Origin of the sequence: Mycobacterium sp. TKK-01-0059 (assembly GCF_000709305.1) — a bacterium.
Lineage (GTDB): Bacteria > Actinomycetota > Actinomycetes > Mycobacteriales > Mycobacteriaceae > Mycobacterium > Mycobacterium intracellulare.
The window spans coordinates 1187906-1205928 of the sequence record NZ_KL446993.1 but is presented as its reverse complement, the minus strand read 5'-3'; the positions used below and the strand labels follow the sequence as shown (position 1 = coordinate 1205928).

Annotated in this window: 18 protein-coding genes; 11 read left to right on the top strand and 7 right to left on the bottom strand. The window is 66.7% G+C overall.

Features of this window, described 5'->3' with window-relative positions; translation table 11 throughout:
- Positions 1–10: 10 nt before the first annotated feature.
- From K883_RS05995 to K883_RS05985, 3 genes are read right to left on the bottom strand one after another with little or no spacing between them, the layout of a single operon-like run.
- Positions 11–922 (bottom strand): crotonase/enoyl-CoA hydratase family protein, encoded by a 912-nt coding sequence (locus tag K883_RS05995; protein ID WP_036454027.1) that lies wholly within the window; start codon positions 920–922, stop codon positions 11–13.
- 7 nt (positions 923–929) lie between these two features.
- Positions 930–1241, bottom strand: coding sequence for a hypothetical protein (locus tag K883_RS05990; protein WP_008261279.1), 312 nt, complete (start codon positions 1239–1241; stop codon positions 930–932).
- A 10-nt stretch (positions 1242–1251) separates the two neighbouring features.
- Positions 1252–3378, bottom strand: coding sequence for a prolyl oligopeptidase family serine peptidase (locus tag K883_RS05985; RefSeq protein ID WP_036454026.1), 2127 nt, complete (start codon positions 3376–3378; stop codon positions 1252–1254).
- Between the two features lie 65 nt (positions 3379–3443).
- Here K883_RS05985 and K883_RS05980 point away from each other — a divergent pair, with 65 nt between their 5' ends.
- From K883_RS05980 to K883_RS05955, 6 genes are read left to right on the top strand one after another with little or no spacing between them, the layout of a single operon-like run.
- Positions 3444–4967: an acetaldehyde dehydrogenase ExaC gene (locus K883_RS05980; protein WP_008261276.1), complete on the top strand. Its 1524-nt coding sequence runs from the start codon at positions 3444–3446 to the stop codon at positions 4965–4967.
- Between the two features lie 28 nt (positions 4968–4995).
- Entirely contained in the window at positions 4996–5502 is a 507-nt protein-coding gene (locus K883_RS05975) for a DUF779 domain-containing protein (RefSeq protein WP_051701172.1), read from the top strand.
- 19 nt (positions 5503–5521) lie between these two features.
- Positions 5522–5800 carry a putative holin gene (locus tag K883_RS05970; protein ID WP_026071173.1) on the top strand — a complete coding sequence of 93 codons (279 nt, stop codon included), beginning with the start codon at positions 5522–5524 and terminating at the stop codon, positions 5798–5800.
- Positions 5793–6365, top strand: coding sequence for a hypothetical protein (locus K883_RS05965; protein WP_036454022.1), 573 nt, complete (start codon positions 5793–5795; stop codon positions 6363–6365). The genes K883_RS05970 and K883_RS05965 overlap by 8 nt, the downstream gene beginning before the upstream one ends.
- Positions 6366–6414: 49 nt before the next feature.
- A complete protein-coding gene (gene lpdA, locus K883_RS05960; RefSeq protein WP_036454021.1) occupies positions 6415–7812 on the top strand; it encodes a dihydrolipoyl dehydrogenase in 1398 nt (465 codons plus the stop codon).
- A 7-nt stretch (positions 7813–7819) separates the two neighbouring features.
- Complete coding sequence (locus K883_RS05955; protein WP_036454020.1) at positions 7820–8101, top strand: hypothetical protein; 282 nt, start codon at positions 7820–7822, stop codon at positions 8099–8101.
- On the opposite strand, the gene K883_RS05950 is transcribed toward K883_RS05955, so the two are convergent.
- Positions 8096–8656 carry a carboxymuconolactone decarboxylase family protein gene (locus K883_RS05950; RefSeq protein WP_036454018.1) on the bottom strand — a complete coding sequence of 187 codons (561 nt, stop codon included), beginning with the start codon at positions 8654–8656 and terminating at the stop codon, positions 8096–8098. The two genes, K883_RS05955 and K883_RS05950, sit on opposite strands and share 6 nt — an antisense overlap.
- A complete protein-coding gene (gene ramB, locus K883_RS05945) occupies positions 8653–10068 on the bottom strand; it encodes an acetate metabolism transcriptional regulator RamB (RefSeq protein ID WP_036454017.1) in 1416 nt (471 codons plus the stop codon). The genes K883_RS05950 and ramB overlap by 4 nt, the downstream gene beginning before the upstream one ends.
- Before the next feature lie 158 nt (positions 10069–10226).
- On the opposite strand from ramB, the gene K883_RS05940 reads away from it, so the two are divergent.
- From K883_RS05940 to K883_RS05925, 4 genes are all read left to right on the top strand, one after another.
- Positions 10227–11024 carry an acyl-[acyl-carrier-protein] thioesterase gene (locus tag K883_RS05940; protein WP_008261265.1) on the top strand — a complete coding sequence of 266 codons (798 nt, stop codon included), beginning with the start codon at positions 10227–10229 and terminating at the stop codon, positions 11022–11024.
- A 268-nt stretch (positions 11025–11292) separates the two neighbouring features.
- Positions 11293–12579: an isocitrate lyase gene (aceA, locus tag K883_RS05935; RefSeq protein WP_036454015.1), complete on the top strand. Its 1287-nt coding sequence runs from the start codon at positions 11293–11295 to the stop codon at positions 12577–12579.
- Between the two features lie 205 nt (positions 12580–12784).
- Positions 12785–13648 (top strand): 3-hydroxybutyryl-CoA dehydrogenase, encoded by an 864-nt coding sequence (locus tag K883_RS05930; RefSeq protein WP_036454013.1) that lies wholly within the window; start codon positions 12785–12787, stop codon positions 13646–13648.
- A gap of 99 nt (positions 13649–13747) precedes the next feature.
- Positions 13748–14608: a cyclopropane mycolic acid synthase family methyltransferase gene (locus K883_RS05925; RefSeq protein WP_009953526.1), complete on the top strand. Its 861-nt coding sequence runs from the start codon at positions 13748–13750 to the stop codon at positions 14606–14608.
- Positions 14609–14668: 60 nt separating this feature from the next.
- Here the strand turns inward: K883_RS05925 and pcaA are convergent, their stop codons facing one another.
- Together pcaA and K883_RS05915 are read right to left on the bottom strand one after the other, a co-directional pair.
- Positions 14669–15535: a cyclopropane mycolic acid synthase PcaA gene (pcaA, locus tag K883_RS05920; protein WP_008261257.1), complete on the bottom strand. Its 867-nt coding sequence runs from the start codon at positions 15533–15535 to the stop codon at positions 14669–14671.
- 180 nt (positions 15536–15715) lie between these two features.
- On the bottom strand, positions 15716–16402 hold the full coding sequence (locus K883_RS05915; protein ID WP_026071174.1) for a TetR/AcrR family transcriptional regulator: 687 nt from the start codon (positions 16400–16402) through the stop codon (positions 15716–15718).
- 177 nt (positions 16403–16579) lie between these two features.
- Between K883_RS05915 and K883_RS05910 the strand changes: the two genes are divergently transcribed.
- Complete coding sequence (locus tag K883_RS05910) at positions 16580–17962, top strand: DUF445 domain-containing protein (RefSeq protein WP_086427098.1); 1383 nt, start codon at positions 16580–16582, stop codon at positions 17960–17962.
- Positions 17963–18023: the final 61 nt, after the last annotated feature.

Genomic DNA, 18023 nt, shown 5'->3' with positions numbered 1-18023 from the left:
TGTCTCAGTATCAGTCCCGATCAGGGGCGATGACGTGTGACGGGTCCGGCCGCAGCTCCGGCGGGGCCTGGCTATAGTCCCCGAATGGGCCGTCGCGGCGCTCGACGGCGGCGCGCACGCCCTCGTCCTCCGCGATCTTGATGAAGCCCAGGGCGTCGGGCGTATTGCGCATCAGGCCGTCGAGGATGCCGCCCAGCGTCTGGGTGGAGGCCAGGCCCATGTTCTCGTAGGCCTGGTTGACGATCAGCTTTTGCGCCTGCAACTGCGACAAGGGGATCTGCGCCAGTTCGGCCGCGATCTCGGCCACCCGCGCTTCGAGGCGCTCGAAGGGCACCGCCTCGTTGATCAGCTCGATCTCCGCGGCCTGCACGCCGGTCAGGGGACGCCCGGTCAGCGAGTGCCACTTCACCTTGGCCAGGCTCAACCGGTAGAGCCACATCCCGGTCAGGTACGCGCCCCACATCCTGCTGTAGGGGGTGCCGATCACGGCGTCCTCGCTGGCGATGACGAGATCGGCGCACAGCGCGTAGTCGCTGGCCCCGCCCACGCACCAGCCGTGCACCTGGGCGATCACCGGTTTGGACGCCCGCCAGATGGCCATGAACTTTTGCGTCGGCCCGGTCTCGCGGGCGCTGACCATCGCGAAGTCCTTGCCGGGATCCCACTTCCCGTCGCTCATCATGGACTCGCCCCAGTGCTGGAAACCGCCGCCGAAGTCGTAGCCGCCGGAGAACGCCCGGCCCGCCCCGCGCAGCACGATGACCTTGACGGCCGGGTCGCGCTCGGCCAGGCCGACCGCGGCCTCGATCTCGTCGGGCATGGGCGGCACGATCGTGTTCAGCTGCTCGGGCCGGTTCAGCGTGATGGTGGCCACCGGGCCGGCCGTGCGGTAGAGCACGGTCTGGAAGTCGCTGCTTGGCATGGCGTCCTTAGGGGTCGGGCTGCCGGTTTTCCGGTGACGAGGCGTAGATCCGCCCGGCGATCTTCAGATATGGCGTGGTGAGGTAGGCCGAGAAGGCGACGATGGCCGAAAAGATCGCGGCCACGACGACCCCGTTGGGCCACAGCTGGCCCGTCCCCACCGCGAAGCAGGCGATGCCGATGATCGCGGTCGCCCAGTAGAACCGCCGGCCCGCGCGGCGGTCGTTGATGAAGCGGTACCGTGCCTGGGCCGCCGACGCCAGGATGAAGATCAGCCCGGTCGCCAACAGGGTGAGTTCGATGCGCTGCGCCGCTGACACGTCGTCGATCCTATGACTGCGTGCGCCCGCCCAGCATCTGCCATAGGAACGAGTAGGTCAGCGCCGACTTGAAGGCGACCTGCTCGTTGTCGGCCGCACCGGCGTGGCCGCCCTCGATGTTCTCGTAGTAGAACACCGGGTGGCCGGCGGCCTCGAGGGCCGCGGTCATCTTGCGGGCGTGCCCCGGATGCACCCGGTCGTCGCGGGTGGACGTGGTCATCAGCACCGGCGGGTACCGGCGCGTCGCCGAAATGTTTTGGTAGGGCGAGTATTCGGCGATGAATTCCCAATCGTCGGGGTTGTCAGGGTCACCGTACTCGGCCACCCACGACGCGCCGGCCAGCAGCAGGTGGTAGCGCTTCATGTCCAGCAGCGGCACGCTGCACACCAGTGCGCCGAATTTCTCCGGGTACTGGGTCAGCATGATGCCCATCAGCAGACCGCCGTTGCTGCCACCCTGCGCGCCGAGCTGCTCGACGCGTGTGATACCGCGGTCCACCAAATCGGTTGCCACGGCGGCGAAGTCCTCGGCGACCTTGTGCCGGCCCTCACGTATCGCCTGCGTGTGCCACGCGGGGCCGTATTCGCCGCCGCCGCGGATGTTGGCCAACACGTACGTGCCGCCGCGGGCCAGCCACAGCCGCCCCAGCACGCCGCTGTAACCGGGCGTGTTCGATGATTCGAATCCGCCGTAGCCGTAGAGCAGGGTGGGCGCCGGTCCGTCGGACGCCGGGCCGGCGGGCCGCACCACGAAGTAGGGGATCGGCGTGCCGTCCTTCGACTTCACGAAGTTCTGTGTCACCGAGATGTTTTCGGCATCGAAGAACGCCGGGGCGGACTTGAGCTGTTCGAGGGCCCCGTCGTCGGTGCCCCGCATCAGCCGGGACGGTGTGTCGAATCCACTGGAATCCAGGAAGAACTCGTCGCCGGTGTCGTCGGCGGAGACGACGACGGTGTTGGTGGCGGCCGGGATCCCGGCCACGGGTTCGCGGCGCCAGGATGCCCGTGACGATCGCAAGCGCGGCGGAGCCGGGCGCAGCGGGTCGTCACCCGATGGCCGTGACGGCGTGACGATCTCGACGCGACTGGCCACGTCCACCAGCGAGACGATCACCAGCCGGTCGCGGGTCCACGCGTAGTGGTTGAGCGCCGTGTGGTCGTCGGGCTCGAAGACCACCTGCAATTGCGCTGTGCCGGCGAGGAATTCCTCGTAGTCGGCGGCCAGCAGCGACCCGGCGCCATAGGTGGTGTCGCCGAAGAACCAATCGCTGCGCAGCTCGACCAGCAGCCATTCGCGGTGCAGGCTCACGCTGGCGTCGGTGGGGGTGTCGATGCGGATGAGCTCCGGGCCGCGCAGCTCGTAGAGTTCTTCGTTCCAGAAGTCCAGCGCCCGCCCGATCAGGGTGCGCTCGTACCCAAGGATCCGGCTGGCGCTGGCCGCCACGTTCACGTCGGAACGGGCGCCCTCGAAGACGGTCTCGGCCTCGGCCAGGGGTGTGCCCCGGCGCCACCGCTTGACCACCCGCGGGTAGCCCGAGTCGGTGAGCGTGTCGGGCCCGAAGTCGGTGCCGACCAGGACGGTGTCGGGGTCTTCCCAGCTGACCTGCGACTTGGCTTCCGGCAGCTCGAATCCGTCGGTGACGAATTCCCTTGTCAGCATGTCGAATTCGCGCACGATCGAGGCGTCCGAGCCGCCGCGGGAGAGGCTGACCAGCGCGCGGGTGTACTCGGGGTAGATGACGGCGGCGCCGGCCCACACCCATTTCTCGCCGTCGGCCCGGCCCAGTTCGTCGACGTCGATCAGCACGTCCCACTCGGGGGTATCGGTGCGGTAGCTGTCCAGCGTGGTGCGCCGCCACAGCCCGCGGGGGTTGGCCGCGTCACGCCAGAAGTTGTAGAGGTATTCGCCGCGGCGTACCACGTAGGGGATGCGGGCGTCGGTGTCGAGCACCTCGAGCGCCTCGGTGCGCATCCGCTCGAAATCGGTGTCGCGGAAGCGCGCCAGCGTCGGCTCGTTGCGCGCCCGCACCCAATCCAGCGCCTCGTCGCCGGTGACGTCCTCGAGCCAGAGGTAGGGGTCTTCGCTGTCCTGAGGGTCGGTGCGCGCGTGCGGCGTCGTGGAAGCGTTGGAAGCCATGGAAGCCATTGTGGCCACGGCGGTACTGTGAGGTGTATTACACAGCCGAACGAGGAGTGAGAGCAGTGACCGTTTTCGCACGTCCAGGTGCCGCCGGGGCGTTGATGTCGTATGAGTCTCGCTACGAGAACTTCATCGGGGGGCAGTGGGTTCCGCCGGCGCGGGGGCGCTACTTCGAGAACCCGACACCGGTCACCGGCCAGACGTTCTGCGAGGTGGCCCGTTCGGATGAGGCCGACGTCGACAAGGCGCTCGACGCCGCCCACGCGGCCGCGCCGGCGTGGGGTAAGACGGCGCCGGCCGAGCGCGCCGCGATCCTGAACAAGATCGCCGACCGCATCGACGAACACACCGCCGCGCTGGCGGTGGCCGAGGTCTGGGACAACGGCAAGCCGATCCGCGAGGCGCTGGCCGCCGACATCCCCTTGGCGGCCGACCACTTCCGGTACTTCGCCGCGGCGCTGCGCGCCCAGGAGGGCTCGCTGAGCCAGATCGACGACGACACCGTCGCCTACCACTTCCACGAGCCGCTCGGCGTGGTCGGGCAGATCATCCCGTGGAACTTCCCCATCCTGATGGGCGCCTGGAAGCTGGCGCCCGCGTTGGCCGCCGGCAACGCGGTGGTGCTCAAACCCGCTGAGCAGACGCCGGTTTCGGTGCTCTACCTGATGTCGCTGATCGGCGATCTGCTGCCGCCCGGGGTGATCAACGTCGTCAGTGGGTTCGGCGCCGAGGCCGGTAAGCCGCTGGCATCGAGCAATCGGATCGCCAAGATCGCGTTCACCGGCGAGACCACCACGGGGCGACTGATCATGCAGTACGCGTCGCAGAACCTGATCCCGGTCACCCTCGAGCTCGGGGGCAAGAGCCCCAACATCTTCTTCTCCGACGTGATGGCCAAGGCCGACGACTATCAGGACAAGGCGCTGGAGGGCTTCACGATGTTCGCCCTCAACCAGGGCGAGGTGTGCACCTGCCCGTCGCGCAGCCTGGTCCAGGCCGACATCTACGACGAGTTCCTGGAGCTGGCCGCGATCCGCACCAAGGCGGTCCGGCAGGGCGACCCGCTGGACTCCGAGACCATGCTGGGGTCGCAGGCGTCCAACGACCAGCTGGAAAAGGTGTTGTCCTACATCGAAATCGGCAAGGACGAGGGCGCCAAGGTGATCACCGGCGGCGAACGCGCCGAGCTCGGCGGCGACCTGTCCGGCGGCTTCTATATGCAGCCCACCATCCTGGGCGGCGACAACTCGATGCGGGTCTTCCAGGAGGAGATCTTCGGGCCGGTGGTGGCGGTGACGTCGTTCTCCGATTACGACGACGCCATGTCGATCGCCAACGACACCCTCTACGGCCTGGGGGCGGGGGTGTGGAGCCGCGACGGCAACACCGCCTACCGGGCCGGGCGCGACATCCAGGCCGGCCGGGTGTGGGTGAACTGCTACCACGTCTATCCCGCCCACGCGGCGTTCGGCGGCTACAAGCAGTCCGGCATCGGCCGGGAGAACCACAAGATGATGCTGGACCACTATCAGCAGACCAAGAACATGCTGGTGTCCTACTCCGAGAAGGCGCAAGGGTTCTTCTGACGCGCCGGCGACCATGCAGAGCGAAGCGATGAGGAGGAGCGGCGCCAAGGGTCTCGCGCCCGCCGGAGTGGCCATCACCGCCCCGGCCGCCGAGGTGCTGGCGCGGCTGCAGGCGGCGCACGGCCCGGTGATGTTCCACCAGTCCGGCGGCTGCTGCGACGGCTCGTCGCCGATGTGCTACCCGCTCGGCGACTTCCTCGTCGGCGATCGCGACGTCCTGCTCGGCGTGCTTGACGTCGGACCCGACGGGGTGCCGGTGTGGATTTCGGGCCCGCAGTATGCGGCCCACTATCGCGACAAGCACACCCAGTTGGTGATCGACGTGGTGCCCGGCCGCGGCGGCGGGTTCAGCCTGGAGGCGCCCGACGGCGTCCGGTTCCTGTCCCGCGGCCGCGTCTTCACCGCCGAAGAGCAAGCGTCCTTGGCCGGCGCGCCGGTCATCACGGGCGCCGGTTACGAGCGGGGTGAACGGCCCGCGACACGCGGTCCGGTGGTGGCCGACGCGGGCGCGCAGACCTGCCCTGCGCCTCGGTGACCGCAGTACAGTCGAGAAAGTGATTCCCCTGCCCCGTCCCTGGTTACTGGCCGGCGCCATGCTGATCGGAAGCGCGGTCGGGGCCCTGGCGTGCGTGGCGTACACCGTCGTGGTCCACGCCAGCGTCCGCCCGGACATCGCGATCGCGTCGGTGGTCGGCATCCCCAGCGTCGTCGGGCTGACGATGATCCTGTTCTCCGGGCGCCGCTGGGTCACCGCGCTGGGCGCGTTCATCCTGGCGGCGGCGCCGGGCTGGTTCGGTGTGCTCGTCGCGTTGCGGGTGACCGCCGGTGCCTGACGACAAGGACGCCGCGAGCCCCGGGACCGAGGCCTTCGTGCCGGACTTCTCCGACGATGAACGCGAGACCGAGGACACCGGGACCCAGTCCTGGGTCCCCGATTTCGACGACGACTCCGACTCCGAGATCGCGGACACCGGCGAGCGGCCGGCGGCCACCGAGCCCAAAGCCGGCGAGCCCGAACCGGAGGTCGCCACCGGATCCGCCGTCCCGGTGCAGTCGGTCACCGTCCCCGGTCGCTACTTCTACGTCAAGTGGTGGAAGTTGGCCCTGGTGCTCCTGGGCGTGTGGGCCGCCGCGGCCGTGGTCGGGCTGGGTTTGTTCTCGTGGTGGTACGACTCGATCGACAAGACCCCGGCGCTGTTCGCGGTGCTGGTCTACGTGGCGGTGTGCGTGGTCGGCGGCGTGATGCTCGCGATGGTGCACGGCAGGCCGCTGGTTTCCGCGCTGTCGGTGGCGCTGATGTCCGGGCCGTTCGCCGCCGTGGCCGGCGCGGCACCCCTGTACGGCTATTACTACTGCGAGCGAGTGGGCCACTGCCTGGTCGGCGTCATTCCCTATTGACGCCTCGCCCGGGCGGCCACCAGGGGGCATGGCCCACTAGGGTGGGCACGTGACTTCTCACTATGACGTCGTCGTCCTCGGGGCCGGCCCCGGCGGATATGTCGCGGCCATTCGCGCCGCACAACTCGGCCTTTCCACCGCGGTCGTCGAGCCGAAGTACTGGGGCGGGGTTTGCCTCAATGTCGGCTGCATTCCGTCCAAGGCGCTGCTGCGCAACGCCGAACTCGCGCACATCTTCACCAAAGAGGCCAAGACCTTTGGCATCACCGGAGAGGCGACCTTCGACTACGGCGTCGCCTTCGACCGCAGCCGCAAGGTGGCAGAGGGCCGCGTCGCGGGCGTGCACTTCCTGATGAAGAAGAACAAGATCACCGAGATCCACGGCTACGGCCGGTTCACCGACGCGAACACCATCTCGGTCGAACTCAACGACGGCGGGACCGAGACGGTCACGTTCGACAACGCCATCATCGCCACCGGCAGCAGCACCCGGCTGGTTCCGGGCACCTCGCTGTCCGCCAACGTGGTCACCTACGAGGAACTGATCCTGTCCCGCGAGCTGCCTGAGTCGATCATCATCGCCGGTTGCGGAGCGATCGGCATGGAGTTCGGCTACGTGCTGCGCAACTACGGGGTCGACGTGACCGTCGTGGAGTTCTTGGCGCGCGCGCTGCCCAACGAGGACGCCGAGGTGTCCAAGGAGGTCGAGAGGCAGTTCAAGAAGCTGGGCGTCAAAATCCTCACCGGCACCAAGGTCGAGTCGATCTCCGACAACGGTGCCGAGGTGACCGTGGCCGTCAGCAAGGACGGCAACACCCAGGAGCTCAAGGCCGCGAAGGTGTTGCAGGCCATCGGTTTTGCGCCCAACGTCGAGGGCTACGGCCTCGAGGCCGCCGGGGTCGCGCTGACCGACCGCAAGGCCATCGGCATCACCGACTACATGCGCACCAACATCGAGCACATCTACGCCATCGGCGATGTCACCGGGAAGCTGCAGCTCGCCCACGTCGCCGAGGCCCAGGGCGTCGTGGCGGCCGAAACCATCGCCGGCGCAGAGACTTTGGCGCTCGGTGACTACCGGATGATGCCGCGCGCGACCTTCTGCCAGCCTCAGGTGGCCAGCTTCGGCCTCACCGAGGAGCAGGCCCGCGAGGAAGGCCACGACGTGGTGGTGGCGAAATTCCCGTTCACCGCGAACGGCAAGGCCCACGGTGTCGGCGACCCGAGCGGGTTCGTCAAGCTGATCGCCGACTCGAAATACGGTGAGCTGCTGGGCGGTCACCTGGTGGGGCACGATGTCTCGGAGTTGCTCCCGGAGCTGACGCTGGCGCAGAAGTGGGATCTGACCGCCACCGAGCTGGCCCGCAACGTGCACACCCACCCGACCATGTCCGAGGCGCTGCAGGAATGCTTCCACGGCCTGACCGGACACATGATCAATTTCTGAGCCGCGCATGATTCGCACCGTCACGCCCCAGACGATCGCGGGCGCCGTCGCCGGCCTGGCGACCGGTTATGTCGTGTGGCTGCTGGGCATTTCGACGGGGGACAACGCGACGGCGGGCCAGTGGGGTCCGCTGGTCTTGCTGGCCTCGGTGGTGCTGGGAATCGGCGCCGGCATCTGGGGTGCCTGGCAGCGTCGACGCGGGAAGCGGGGCTGGGCGGCGTTCGCCTTCGGCCTGCCGGTACTTCCCGTGGTCCTGACGCTGGCCATTTTGGCCGACGTCTACCTATAGCTGCCGCGGGTTGTCCAGCGGAATCTCGAGCGTGGCCATCGTCGCGGCCAGCCCGTCGTATTGGCTTGCCAGCAAGCAGAATTCGATCAGCTGCCGCCGGTCCAGGTGAGTCGCCAGCTCGCGCCAGGTGGCGTCGGTGACGGCGCGGTCGTTGACGAACTCGTCGGTCGCCGCCAGCAGCGCCTGCTGACGCACGGTCAGGCGCCCCTCGACCGGGTCCAGTTGCTGCGGCCACGCGAAGATCGCGGCCTGCGCGTCGGCGTCCAGCCCGGCCTTGCGCGCCATCCGGCGATGGTGCTGCAGTTCGTATTCGCACGCCCGTAGGTGTCCGACCCGCAGGATCACCAGCTCGGTGTCGATGGTCGGGAGCTTGCCGCGCAGCAGCCGGCCCCCGTAGGCCAGCCACGTCCAAAACAGCAACTGGCGCTGGCCCAGGGTGGTGAACAGGTGCATCTCCGGTGCGCGCACGGTGCGCGCACCCAGCTTCGCGATCACCCAATTGATCGGTCCCAGTTGGCGGAATCGCCCCGGCGGGATGCGGCCGCCGGGACTCACGGTTGCGTCACCAGGTACGGGGACACGGTGCTGCGATGCTCGTCGAGATCGAGCGCGCGCCCGAGCGCCGGGAAGGCGCGCTGCGGACAGTTGTCGCGCTCACAGACCCGGCATCCCGCGCCGATCGGTGTGGAGATTTCCCCCGACAAGTCGAGTCCTTCCGAGTAGACGAGCCGGTGCGCGTGGCGAAGCTCGCAGCCCAGACCGATCGCGAAGGTCTTACCGGGCTGACCATACCGGGCCGCGCGTCGTTCCACGGTGCGGGCCACCCACATGTAGTTGCGGCCGTCGGGCATCTGCGCGATCTGGACCAGGATCTTGCCCGGGTTGGCGAAGGTTTCGTAGACGTTCCACAGCGGGCAGGTGCCGCCGCTGGAGGAGAAATGAAAACCGGTGGCGGACTGGCGTTTTGACATGTTGCCGGCACGGTCGACCCGGACGAAGGAGAACGGCACCCCGCGCATCGACGGGCGCTGCATCGTCGAGAGCCGGTGCGCGATGGTCTCGTAGCTGATCGAGTAGAACGAGGACAACCGTTCGACGTCGTAGCGGAAATTCTCTGCGACGTCGTGGAATTGGCGGTAGGGGAGCACGGCGGCCGCGGCGAAGTAGTTGGCCAGACCGAGCCGGGCCAGCGTGTGCGACTCGTCGCTGGTGAACTTGCCCTGCGCGACCAGGTCATCGATCAGGTCCCCGAACTCGAGGTAGGCCAGTTCGGCGGCCATCTTGAACACCTGCTGCCCCAGCGAGAGGTGATTGCTGATCTCCAGCGTCTTGGTGGCGGGGTCGTAGCGGTGCAGCACGGTGTCGCCGAGATCGATGCGGCGGTTGATGTGCACCCCATGCACCTCGGTGAGCCGGCGCGTCAACTCCCGGGCCAGATCGCCGTGGTGCAACCGCATCTTGATGGTGAGCTCCTCGGCGGCGGTGTCCAGCTCGTGCAGGTAGTTCTGCCGTTGGTAGAAGTAGTCGCGCACCTCCTCGTGCGGCATGGTGATCGATCCGCTGCCGCTGCCGTCGGAGAACCGCTCCTCGGTGGCGGCCGCCAGCTGCGCGGTGGTGATCCGGTAACGGCGGTGCAGGTTGACCACCGCCCGCGCCAACGCGGGATGAGCGCTGACCATCTCGGCGACCTCGGTCGGGTCGACGTCGATGTCGAGGTCGCGGTCCAGGGTGACCTCGCGCAGCTCGGCGACCAGCCGGGTGTCGTCCTGCGAGGAGAAGAACGTGGCGTCCACCCCGAACACCTCGGTGATGCGCAACAGCACGGCCACCGTCAGGGGGCGAACGTCGTGCTCGATCTGGTTGAGGTAGCTCGGGGAGATCTCGAGCATCTGAGCCAGCGCGGCCTGGGAAAACCCGCGCTCGTTGCGCAGCTGGCGGACCCGCGAGCCGACGAACGTCTTGGACACCTCACCGAGGTTACCGGCCTTGCGAAGCTTTGGTTCGCAGAGTTGGCACCGGGTCTCGCGCGTCGCGATTGGTGTTCGATGGCCCTCGTTGGCATTATTCGACCGGGGCCTTGGGCCTTAACCTGGGGTGACCGCGAGGAGGAAACGGGGAGCGCACCGTGAGCCTGGATAAACAACTGATGCCGGTGCCCGACGGTCACCCGGACGTTTTCGACCGCCAGTGGCCGTTGCGGGTCGGGGATATCGACCGCACGGGCCGGCTGCGACTGGACGCCGCGTGCCGGCACATCCAGGACATCGGCCAGGACCAGCTGCGCGAGATGGGTTTCGAGGAGACGCATCCGCTGTGGATCGTCCGGCGCACCATGATCGACCTGATCCGACCGGTCGAGTTCAGCGACATGCTGCGGATGCGCAGATGGTGCTCGGGCACCTCCAATCGCTGGTGCGAGATGCGGGTCCGCATCGACGGCAAGCGCAAGGGCGGGCTCATCGAGTCCGAGGCCTTCTGGATCAACATCAACCGGGAGACCCAGATGCCCTCGCGCATCGCCGACGACTTCCTGGCGGGCCTGCACAAGACCACGTCGGTCGACCGGCTGCGATGGAAGTCCTATCTGAAGCCGGGCAGCCGGGACGACGCGGTCGAGATCCACGAGTTTCCCGTCCGGGTCACCGACATCGACCTGTTCGACCACATGAACAACTCGGTGTACTGGAGCGTGGTCGAGGACTACCTGGCCTCGCACACCGAGCTGATGCAGGCGCCGTTGCGCATCACGATCGAGCACGAGGCGCCGGTGGCGCTGGGGGACAAGCTGGAGATCATCTCGCACATCCACCCCGCCGGATCGACCGAGCAATTCGGTCCCGACCTGGCCGATCGCACTGTTACAACGCTCACATACGCCGTCGGCGACGAGACGAAAGCCGTCGCGTCGATCTTTGCTAGGTAACAGGACAAGCGTCCCGGTTAAATTGCCCTCTGACCTGCGGCTTTGGGGTTACTGACGGGTAGCTTCTGAAACGGTCAAGCAAGTTAGCAACTTAACAAGATTCGCAAATTTGCCCGTTCCCGTTGCTGAAATTGGCAATTGAAACGGGTGGACCGGCCCCCCTGAGCTGTGCCATCTTCGAGTTAGCACACCAGTGAAGTTGAGCCGCTAGCTACCGCCGGTGAGGCGTTCAGCAACCCAGTAGTGAAGATCGTGAAGGAGCATGCCCATGTCTGCCGTTGGCACCCCCAAGAGCGCCGAACAGATTCAGAAGGACTGGGACACCAACCCGCGGTGGAAGGACGTCACCCGCACCTACAGCGCCAAGGACGTCGTCGCCCTGCAGGGCACCGTCGTCGAGGAGGCCACCCTGGCCCGCCGCGGCGCCGAGGTGCTGTGGGAGCAGCTCCACGACCTCGAGTACATCAACGCGCTCGGCGCGCTGACCGGCAACATGGCCGTCCAGCAGGTGCGCGCCGGCCTGAAGGCCATCTACCTGTCCGGGTGGCAGGTGGCCGGGGACGCGAACCTGTCCGGGCACACCTACCCCGACCAGAGCCTCTACCCGGCCAACTCGGTGCCCCAGGTGGTCCGCCGGATCAACAACGCGCTGCTGCGCGCCGACGAGATCGCCAAGGTCGAGGGCGACACCTCGGTGAAGAACTGGCTGGCCCCCATCGTCGCCGACGGTGAGGCCGGTTTCGGTGGCGCGCTCAACGTCTACGAGCTGCAGAAGGCCATGATCGCGGCCGGTGTGGCGGGCTCGCACTGGGAGGACCAGCTGGCTTCGGAGAAGAAGTGTGGTCACCTGGGCGGCAAGGTGCTGATCCCGACCCAGCAGCACATCCGCACCCTGACCTCGGCCCGGCTGGCGGCCGACGTGTGCGACGTGCCGACCGTCGTCATCGCCCGGACCGACGCCGAGGCGGCCACCCTGATCACCTCGGACGTCGACGAGCGCGACCAGCCGTTCATCACCGGTGAGCGCACCAAGGAGGGCTTCTACCGGGTCCGCAACGGCCTGGAGCCCTGCATCGCCCGGGCCAAGGCGTACGCGCCGTACTCCGACCTGATCTGGATGGAGACCGGCACTCCGGACCTCGAGCTCGCCGCGAAGTTCGCCGAGGGCGTCAAGTCCGAGTTCCCCGACCAGATGCTGGCCTACAACTGCTCGCCGTCGTTCAACTGGAAGAAGCACCTGGACGACTCCACCATCGCGAAGTTCCAAAAGGAGCTTGGCGCAATGGGATTCAAGTTCCAGTTCATCACGCTGGCCGGCTTCCACGCCCTGAACTACTCGATGTTCGACCTGGCCTACGGCTACGCCCGCAACCAGATGAGCGCCTACGTCGAGCTGCAGGAGCGCGAGTTCGCCGCCGAGGAGCGTGGCTACACCGCGACCAAGCACCAGCGTGAGGTGGGTGCCGGTTACTTCGACCGCATCGCCACCACGGTCGACCCGAGCTCGTCGACCACCGCGCTGACCGGCTCCACCGAAGAGGGCCAGTTTCACTGAGCTGAGCTGAGCCCGGGCGGCGCATGCCGCAAGCGCGCCGAGCGTGCATCGGTGGCGAGAATTCGGCCGAACTTTCGCCCTGAGTACACGCTCGTCGCACCGAAAATGAGATGAAGTAGCGTAGGCCCCGCCCAGGCCAACCCTGGGCGGGGCCTATTGCGGTGCAAGACGATACGGTCACCGCAGAGAACCGGAGAGAATTGAAGTGAGTGACGCAGCGATTCAGCGAGTAGGCGTAGTCGGGGCCGGCCAGATGGGATCCGGCATCGCCGAGGTCTCGGTCCGTGCCGACGTCGACGTGACGGTGTTCGAGACCACCGAGGCCCTCATCACGGCGGGACGCAACCGCATCGTCAAGTCGCTGGAGCGCGGCGTCAGCGCGGGCAAGGTCACCGAGCGCGAACGTGACCGCGCGCTGAGCAAGCTCACCTTCACCACGGACCTGAACGACCTCGCCGACCGCCAACTGGTCATCGAGGCGATCATCGAGGACGACGCCGTCAAGGCGCAGGTCTTCGCCGAACTCGACCGCGTGATCACCGATCCCGACGCGGTGCTGGCGTCCAACACCTCCAGCATCCCGATCATGAAGATCGCCGCGGCCACCAAGAACCCGCAACGCGTGCTGGGTCTGCACTTCTTCAACCCGGTTCCGGTGTTGCCGCTGGTCGAGTTGGTCAGCACGCTGGTCACCGACGAGGCCGCCGCCGCGCGTACCGAGGAGTTCGCCAGCGCGGTCCTGGGCAAGCAGGTGGTGCGCTGCTCGGACCGGTCCGGCTTCGTGGTGAACGCGTTGCTGGTGCCCTACCTGCTGTCGGCGATCCGCATGGTGGAGGCCGGATTTGCCACCGTCGAGGATGTGGACAAGGCTGTGGTGGCCGGGTTGTCGCACCCGATGGGCCCGCTGCGCCTGTCCGACCTGGTCGGCCTGGACACCTTGAAGTTGATCGCGGACAAGATGTTCGAGGAGTTCAAGGAGCCGCAGTACGGGCCGCCGCCGCTGCTGCTGCGCATGGTGGAGGCCGGCCGGCTCGGCAAGAAGACCGGCCAGGGCTTCTACAAGTACTGACCACTCGCGGGTGACATACCGCGGGGCGCGTGACACGCTGGCCGCTATGCCGTCGGCTAGTATGCGTGCGTTTAATACGACGAAAGGTATGTACCGCGGATGACGAGGCTTGAGCCGTATTACGAGGAGTCGCAGTCCATCTACGACGTCTCGGACGAATTCTTCGCATTGTTTCTCGACCCGACGATGGCCTACACGTGCGCCTATTTCGAGCGCGACGACATGACCCTCGAAGAGGCCCAGATTGCGAAATTCGACCTGGCGCTGGGAAAGCTGAACCTCGAGCCTGGGATGACCCTGCTGGACATCGGCTGCGGCTGGGGCGGCGCGCTCAAACGGGCCGTCGAGCGCTACGACGTCAACGTCATCGGAATCACGCTGAGCCGCAACCAATTCGAGTACAGCAAGAAGATGCTGGCCGGATTGCCGACGGACCGTAACATCGAAGTGCGCCTGCAGGGCTGGGAAGAGTTCGAGGACAAGGTCGACCGGATCGTGACGATCGGCGCCTTCGAGGCCTTCAAGATGGAGCGCTATCCCGCATTTTTCGACCTCGCCTATGACATCCTTCCCGACGACGGCCGGATGCTTTTGCACACCATTCTGATGTATCAATGGCAGGAATATCCCGCGCTCGGCGTCACATTGACGATGAGCGATATCCGGTTCGCGCGATTCATCGGCCAGGAGATTTTCCCGGGCGGCCAACTGCCGGCGCAGGAGGACATTTTCAAGTTCGGCGAGGCCGCCGGGTTCTCGGTCGAGCGGGTGCAGTTGCTGCAGGAGCATTACGCGCGGACCCTCAACATCTGGGCGGCGAATCTGGAAGCCAACAAGGAAAAGGCGATCGCCGTCCAATCCCAAGAGGTCTACGACAAGTACATGCACTATCTGACCGGGTGCGAGAATTTCTTCCGCAAGGGCATCAGCAACGTGGGGCAATTCACGTTGGTCAAATAGCCCAGTCGAGTCAGCCCCGAACGGTGATCCGTTCGGGGCTGATTGTTTTCGTGGAGCGGGTTACTTCTTCTCCATCGTGAACTGGTTGACGTCGGTGTACCCATCCCGGAACAGCTCGGCGCAGCCGGTCAGGTACTTCATGTACCGGTCGTAGACCTCTTGGGACTGGATGGCGAGGGCCTCCTCGCGGTTGGCCTCGAGCGCCTCGGCCCACAGGTCCAGCGTCCTCGCGTAGTGCAGCCGCAGCGACTGGACGCGGGTGAGCTCGAAGCCCACCGTGACCCCGTACTCGCCGACGGTCTGGGGCGTCGGAAGCCAGCCACCCGGGAAAATCTCGGCCAGGATGAATTTCGAGAACTCGACGATCTCGTGGGTCAGGCTCAGGCCCTTGGCCCGGGCGTCCTTGAACGACGGCCGAACGATGGTGTGCAGCAACATGATTCCGCCGGGCGGAAGCGCGTTGTAGGCCATCTTGAAGAAGCGCCCGTAGCGCTGGCGGCCGAAGTGCTCGAACGCGCCGATCGAGACGATGCGGTCCACCGGCTCGTGGAACTTCTCCCAGCCCTCCAGCAGCACACGGCGGGTGCGGGTGGTGTCCATCTGGTCGAAGGATTTCTGCACGTGCTCGGCCTGATTCTCCGACAGCGTCAGGCCCACGACGTTGACGTCGTAGCGCTCGATGGCTCGCCGCATGGTGGCGCCCCAGCCGCAACCGATGTCCAGCAGCGTCATTCCCGGCTCGAGCTTGAGCTTCCCCAGCGCCAAATCGATCTTGGCGAGCTGCGCCTGTTCCAGGGTCATGTCGTCGCGCTCGAAGTAGGCGCAGCTGTAGGTCTGGGTGGGGTCCAGGAACAGCCGGAAGAAATCGTCAGACAAGTCGTAATGGGCTTGCACGTTTCCGAAATGCGGCGTGAGCTGCACAGACATGTCGACACGAGCCTTTCTTTTTGCGGAGGGGCAGGGGCGCACAGCCGACAAGAACCCCGCTATGTCCCCCGACGCTTCCTGCATGCTAATCCCTGAGGCAGGCGAAGTCGTCCTACCCAGGGGCTGCGTCCCAGCCTCACATGAGACCGACAGGATTCCAAAAGCGCCGCCCGGGCCGTCTCAGCCGGCGGCCGCGTCGTCGTCGTCCCGGGGCGGGACGATCGGCGACGGGTGCGGCTCCTCGCGGAATTTCTCCAGCGACCCGCCGACCTCGACGATCCCCTTCAGCGCGTTCCAGCTCAGCATCGTCAGGTAGTCGATCAACTCGTCGCGAGTCATCCGCGGATAGGACATCCAGGAGTGGGTGGCCAGCTGCACGCCGCCGACGATCAGGTACGCCCACGGCTCCGCGCCCCCGGTGTCCATGCCCGCCTGTTGCATGCGCCGGCGCATCAGCACCGCGAGCATGCGGGCGATGATCCGCTCGGAGTCGGCGATGACCTTGCTCTTGCTGGCGGAACTGTTGGCCATCACGAAGCGATAGGGCTCGGGTTCGTTCGCGACCGTTTCGACGTATACCCGGATGACCTCGCGGGTCAGGTCGAAGCCGTCGAGGTTAGACGTCAGCGCCGCAGCCATATTCGGGATCAGCGTGGTCTGGGTGAACCGCATCATCACGGCGGTGGTGAGGTCGTTCTTGTCGACGAAATAGCGGTAGAGCACCGTCTTCGAGACGCCGATCTCGGCGGCGATCTCATCCATGCTCAGGGCGCCGCCGAGGCGGCGAATCGCGTCGATCGTGCCGTCAACGAGTTCGTTACGACGCTCCACCTTGTGCTGATGCCAGCGCCGCTTGCGCCCATCCATTTTGACGCGCACAACCGTGATTTGTTCTGTCACTGTCGCCGAGTTCCCATTCCCTAGACGCCCTCGATACTACGGCGTGGACAGGTCGGTTTGTGGTCCTGGCCGGGCATGTAGCGGCGTTTGAGGGGCTCGGCAACCAGTGTCGTCACACCAATCGCCGGGAACATAGATGATGAAGTGGTGGCACACAGAGCCTCGGTGCGAGGCGACGCATCCGGCCCGCCGACGGCGAGGCCCAGTTCGGCGACGCCGTTGACGGCCGCGGCCCGGGGACGCACCTCGTTTGCCGAGTCCTTCGCGGGAGCCGATCGTGAGGCCGACGCGCAGCGTCGGGTGGCGCTGCGCCGGATGAAGATGGTCGCGCTGAGCTTTTTGATCGGTGCCACCGGCGTGTTCCTCGCCTGCCGGTGGGCCCAGGCGCATGCGGGCGCGGGCGTCTGGGTGGGGTATGTCGGTGCCGCCGCGGAGGCCGGGATGGTGGGCGCCCTGGCGGACTGGTTCGCCGTGACCGCGCTGTTCAGGCACCCGCTGGGCATACCGATCCCGCACACCGCGATCATCAAGCGCAAGAAAGACCAGCTGGGCGAGGGCCTGGGCGCGTTCGTGCGGGAGAACTTCCTGTCCCCGGCGGTGGTGGAAACCAAGCTGCGCGACGCCGAGGTGTCCGGCCGGCTCGGGAAATGGCTGTCGGAGGCCGCGCACGCCGAGCGGGTGGCGAGCGAGACGGCCACGGTGCTGCGGGTGCTGGTCGAGCTGCTGCGCGACGAGGACGTCCAGCAGGTGATCGACCGGATGATCGTGCGCCGCATCGCCGAACCGCAATGGGGGCCGCCCGTCGGCCGGGTCCTGGCGACGCTGCTGGCCGAGAACCGGCAGGAGGCGCTGATCCAGTTGCTGGCCGACCGGGCCTTTCAGTGGTCGCTGAACGCCGGTGAGGTCATCCAGCGGGTGGTCGAGCGCGACTCGCCGACCTGGTCGCCGCGGTTCGTCGACCATCTGGTCGGCGATCGCATCCACCGCGAGCTGATGGACTTCACCGACAAGGTGCGCCGCAACCCCGACCACGAGCTGCGCCGGTCGGCGACCCGCTTCCTGTTCGAATTCGCCGACGACCTGCAGCACGACCCGGACACCATCGCGCGGGCCGACGCCATCAAAGAGCAGCTCATGGCGCGCGACGAGATCGCCAACGCCGCCGCGACCGCGTGGACGACGCTCAAACGCCTGGTGCTCGAGGGCGTGGACGACCCGTCCAGCACGCTGCGCACGCGCATCGCCGACACGGTCGTGCGCATCGGGGAGTCGCTGCGCGACGACGTCGACCTGCGTGACAAGGTCGACAACTGGCTCGTGCGGGCGGCCCAGCACCTGGTCTCGCAATATGGGGTGGAGATCACAGCGATCATCACCGACACCATCGAACGCTGGGATGCCGAGGAGGCCAGCCGGCGCATCGAACTCCACGTGGGCCGTGACCTGCAATTCATCAGGATCAACGGAACGGTGGTCGGCTCGCTGGCCGGCCTGGTGATCTACGCCGTCGCGCAGCTGCTTTTCTAGTAGTGCTAACAAGTGCTTGCAATAGCAAGCACTTGTTGTACCCTGGTGGCGTCAAGATCAA